We start from the raw sequence: 4,278 nt of genomic DNA on the forward strand, positions 1-4,278 counted from the left end.
CACCGTTGTAACGGACAGTGGGCAGCGCTGGAATGTGTCACCACATCTGCTCTCGGCGATAAAAGATGCGGGCAGTCGCCTGTTATCGACGGGAGATTAGAAAACGACTGAGCGCAAGAGCGGGGTTTGTTGAGCGCTTACGATCTTTCAAAGCCGTTCCAGCTTTTGAGTAGTGCAGCATGAGCGCCTGGCTTGGCGGCTTGTTACAGAGGGTTGGAGTAAGACCCTGGCGGCGCTATGAAGTAGCGTTTTAGCTGCAAGCACTGCCGCGAGATAGGCTCATGCAGCGTGTACGCAAGGATTTCCAAAATACGCAATGCAACGTCTGACTCATCATCTTCTTCAATGAAGTCTCTGCCGACGCTGTAAAAATACGGCGTTGCGTGAATATCAATATAGTGGTCGACATAGTCTATCAGCGCGACAATTTTCTTATCAGCGGCTGGGTCGTCGATGCATTCAATGCCCGCTTTATCACATAGCTCACTAATAGACATTTCTTCTGATATTCGCTGCGGACTTCCAACACGAGCTGCGTCTTTGGCAAATTGCGCCACAAGCTGCTTCTGTCTGTACCTAGCTCTCATTGCAAAGGGTCCTCTGATTCGCACCATTCCGTTTCCATGACGCATTATGAGCATCTCAAGAAGCTCTTTCTCCTCTTGCTTCATATCGTCGCATTCGAGCCACCGCCATTCGCTTTCATAGATAGCAAGCGCTGTCTCTCCATCGATGGGTATATCGTGATTGCGGCTGTGACACAGGAATGCTAGCTGCTCGTAATCTTTTATATTGATCTTCATCGGTCGAAACCAGAAATTTTCAATATTGTAGTGAAAAAAATTGCTTGAGCCGCCTAGAATTTTGCGGTGCCCATAAGTAGGGAGCAGGGGGATATACTGGTGCTGTATGTATAGTGTCTCAGACTCTGCAGGTAAAAATAGCCAGTCGGTCCCAGCAAGTGCTGCTTTTTGAGCTAGGTTGCCCACTTCAGCATTTCTACGCTTTTCCATGAGTTCAGCTTGAGCAGCAGTCACGAAATTGTTGGGTGACTTTTTACATTGGCATATGCGCGTCAGTTTTTCAAAAAATGGAGCCCCACGAAACCCGGAGAGGCTCAATAGGGGGATTTTAGCGTGAATATATCTCAGCTCATCAAGCTGCTTAGTCAATACCCTAGCGACGCAGAGGTACTCGTTGAGGGTTACGAAAGCGGCTACGACTCGATTCACTCGTTGTCAGTGAAAACTGTCTCAAGCGTACTGAATGCAGAGGAATATGATGGTCTCTTCGATACCCCTGATAACCTTTCGCTGGAACCAGCTCGCGGGAGGCTAACTGGTCTAAAAGCGATGGTGAAGCGGGGAGGAGATGCGCGCCTGAGCTGCGTTGTGATCGAAGGGCAGCGAGGGCACCGACGGTAGATAGATCATGGCTTGAGATTGAAGCGATCCCGTGCTTCGTTGATGACTTCTTCGATCGTCATTTCTCCCGAGATGTACTTCGGTATCAGCTCTTTGACTAGCTCAGGTTCGCGAATGCCCTCAATTGCAGCAGATGCCCTCGCCAGTTCGGCGTTGTTGATTCGCTGCTGCTTGTCGTCATCGTCTCCGCTCATCTCTACCTCGCGCCATTGCGCACTCTGAATGGCTCCGGATTCCCTTGGCACCTTCTAGGCTCAGTAAGCTAGGCTCAGTAAATATCGCTTCCCAAATTCTATCGGTGACAGGTGGTTGTTGAAACCATGCTGGTGCTTTGGGTTGTAAAACATCTCGACGTAGTCGAACACATCAGCGCGAACATCCTGTCTAACGCTGCAGATTTTTTGCTGCTCCGCTCCCGTTTCAGCAGTGGGAAAAAGCTTTCCGCTACCGCGGCGTCACGGCAGTTACCACGCCGACTCATGCTACCAAGCAAGTTGTTGGCTTCCAGGTAGCTCTGCCAGTCGCCGCTACTGAACTGACTACGTTGGCCTCAGTGAATCATCACCTCCTGCTTTGGTTTGCGGCGCCAAACGGCCATCAACAAGGCATCAATAGGCAGATCGCTGGCCATCTGCGGCTTCACTGACCAAATGATTACCTGCCTTCAAAGGTGCGGATGTAGGTGATGTCCTTGACCCAGACTTTGTTTGGTTCGGTGATATTGAATCGGCGCTCCAGATGATTCAGTGGGACCGATGGAGGCTGACCACCACAGCAGCCCGGTCGACGACGATACCCTTTCTGCGAACGGGCCCTTCTAGGCGCATCACATTCGAGCAACACGATGCTTGCCGCATGCTTCGCCAAGCTCACGATAGTCGTCTTGGACTTTCCGGTAGCCGTACCCTCCGCTGCTCTCAAACTACGAGTGCTCGATCAGTTCAAGCACGCGTTGATCATCCTTGGCTGGTACCGACTTCGGTTTGATCGGCCACGCATAGTAACCGCTGGCGTGTACTTTCAGCGTCAAGCACAGGCGGCGAACCGAATAATCAGCGGATAGCTGGTGGATGACGGCGTACTTCAGCCGCACTCCTTGGCAATGTACGCGGCGGCCTTCTTTAGGATGGCTCGCTCTTCGGTCACTAGCTTGAGTTCGGACGCAGACGCCGCCGCTCAGTTTGCTGATCGTCCTCTTGTGCGCGCTGCTCTTAGGGCTTGCTGTAGTGTTTAACTCAGGCATACAGGCCGTGGGGCGACATGCGCAAACGAGCAGCTATCTCAGCCACCGGCAGACCTCGTTCGGTCACTGGTCTGACTGCGTCGATTTTGAATTTTTCGGGATAACGCGGGTTGCTCATGGCACCTCCTAGTGGAGCGGATTATGAGGTCCGCTAGGAGGTGTCTACGAAACTAGGGGGCGATTCACTGCGCTTGAGAAGGCTATGCGCTTCACGCAAAGGGTTCCTAGGCAACGCAAGTAGGCGCGGGAGGAAGACGTAAGCGGCTGTTAGGTGTAGTTGGTCGATGGGTGTCGAAATGCCGGCAGTTTTTTAAGGAAAAATTCGGATCGTCAATTTTTGCGCCCGATTTTTGCTTGATCAGTAATATCAAATTGATGTTAAATTTCGTCGCCAATCTGGCTAAGTTGCTGATTATTCAGCGTTTAATGGATAGCGCTAATTTCTTCAAAACACAAGGAAATGCCCGATGCAAAACACTCTCCGCACCTCTGCTGTCACCCTGATGGCTGTGACCATTCTAGCCCTGACAGGTTGTTCGGGTATGACTGCCAATGACGCTATGAACAAGGTTTCGAGCGGTATTGGTACGGGCATCAGCTTCGCGTCTTCAGCCCTTGACGGCGTTGTTGATTCGATTGCCATGGCCCACGGCGTTGGTGAAGACTATGTAACTGGCACTCTAATCACCGAGGAGCAATTGGCCTCGCTGAAGAAAGGCAGTGCTACAAAGAGCCAAGTGATCGCAACCGTAGGAAACCCTCCTTCTAAATCGAATGTGAGCGGCATGGAAGTCTGGACTTACCCCTACACCATGATCGGCGGAAAACCGGGTCGGCCGAACATCTTCGAGAACACCATCTTCGAATTTCGCGGCAATGTGATGGTTAACGCCTACAAGGCTGGCGGCACTCCCGGCCAATCTGGCAACCCGCTACTCGACGCAGCCGGTATGTAAGAAGCCGTTAGCAGCCTGTTGAAATTCGCCGCGATGATTACGTCCACTGCTTCTGGCAGCAGCGGTCGCGCTCGTTTACTTCCCGTTTAGGGCGCCAATCGATGGAAATAGCCCGATTTGGCGTGCTCCAGGCGCACCTTCCCCGTCAACGCACTCATGCCATTGAGCCTGTAGCCAGCAGCTTCGGCAGGCGCACCAGGTTGCTTGCCGCCATGGCCAGCTGGAACAGCGCGTCGACACGCTCAAGTCCGCGCTGCTTCACCTGGCGCAGGCCTGCCGCCGCCTTGAGCCAGCCGAAGTGGGTTTCGATCCAGGCGCGAATCTTCAGGCTCAGTCCATAGCCAGCATGGCGCGTGGTACGGCCGTCGATGGCGCTACGCCGGCCACTGGTGTTCTGCGCCACATGCGGTGTCACGCCGAGGGCACGACAGGCGGCCACGAAGTCTGCCGTGTCGTAGGCCTTGTCCGCAGCCAAGGTGCGGCGACGGCGACCACCCAGCTTGCTCAGCATCGCCAGCGCGGCTTCGCGTTCGCCACGGCCACCGGCCAGAGTCACATGAGCACTGCGCACCAGGCCACTGCGGTGTTCCATCAGCACATGCCCCATGTAACTCAGCTGCGCGCCGGTGTTGTGGCTCTTTCGGTACAGCCGGGC

General features: G+C 53.7%; 3 protein-coding genes and 2 pseudogenes. 1 reads left to right on the plus strand and 4 read right to left on the minus strand.

The genetic code is table 11. The features are described from left to right. Positions 1–203: 203 nt before the first annotated feature. From AC13EY_RS19040 to AC13EY_RS19050, 3 genes and pseudogenes are all read right to left on the minus strand, one after another. Complete coding sequence (locus AC13EY_RS19040) at positions 204–1,232, minus strand: hypothetical protein (RefSeq protein WP_482876528.1); 1,029 nt, start codon at positions 1,230–1,232, stop codon at positions 204–206. A 197-nt stretch (positions 1,233–1,429) separates the two neighbouring features. After that, positions 1,430–1,618: an antitoxin VbhA family protein gene (locus AC13EY_RS19045; protein WP_482876529.1), complete on the minus strand. Its 189-nt coding sequence runs from the start codon at positions 1,616–1,618 to the stop codon at positions 1,430–1,432. Between the two features lie 60 nt (positions 1,619–1,678). After that, a pseudogene (locus AC13EY_RS19050) lies at positions 1,679–2,785 on the minus strand (IS3 family transposase). Between the two features lie 349 nt (positions 2,786–3,134). On the opposite strand from AC13EY_RS19050, the gene bamE reads away from it, so the two are divergent. Continuing rightward, positions 3,135–3,623 (plus strand): outer membrane protein assembly factor BamE domain-containing protein, encoded by a 489-nt coding sequence (gene bamE, locus AC13EY_RS19055; RefSeq protein WP_482876531.1) that lies wholly within the window; start codon positions 3,135–3,137, stop codon positions 3,621–3,623. A 154-nt stretch (positions 3,624–3,777) separates the two neighbouring features. On the opposite strand, the pseudogene AC13EY_RS19060 reads toward bamE, so the two are convergent. Beyond that, a pseudogene (locus AC13EY_RS19060) lies at positions 3,778–4,278 on the minus strand (IS5-like element ISPa8 family transposase); the annotation flags it as partial.

It is taken from the genome of Halopseudomonas sp. L-58, assembly GCF_056859475.1.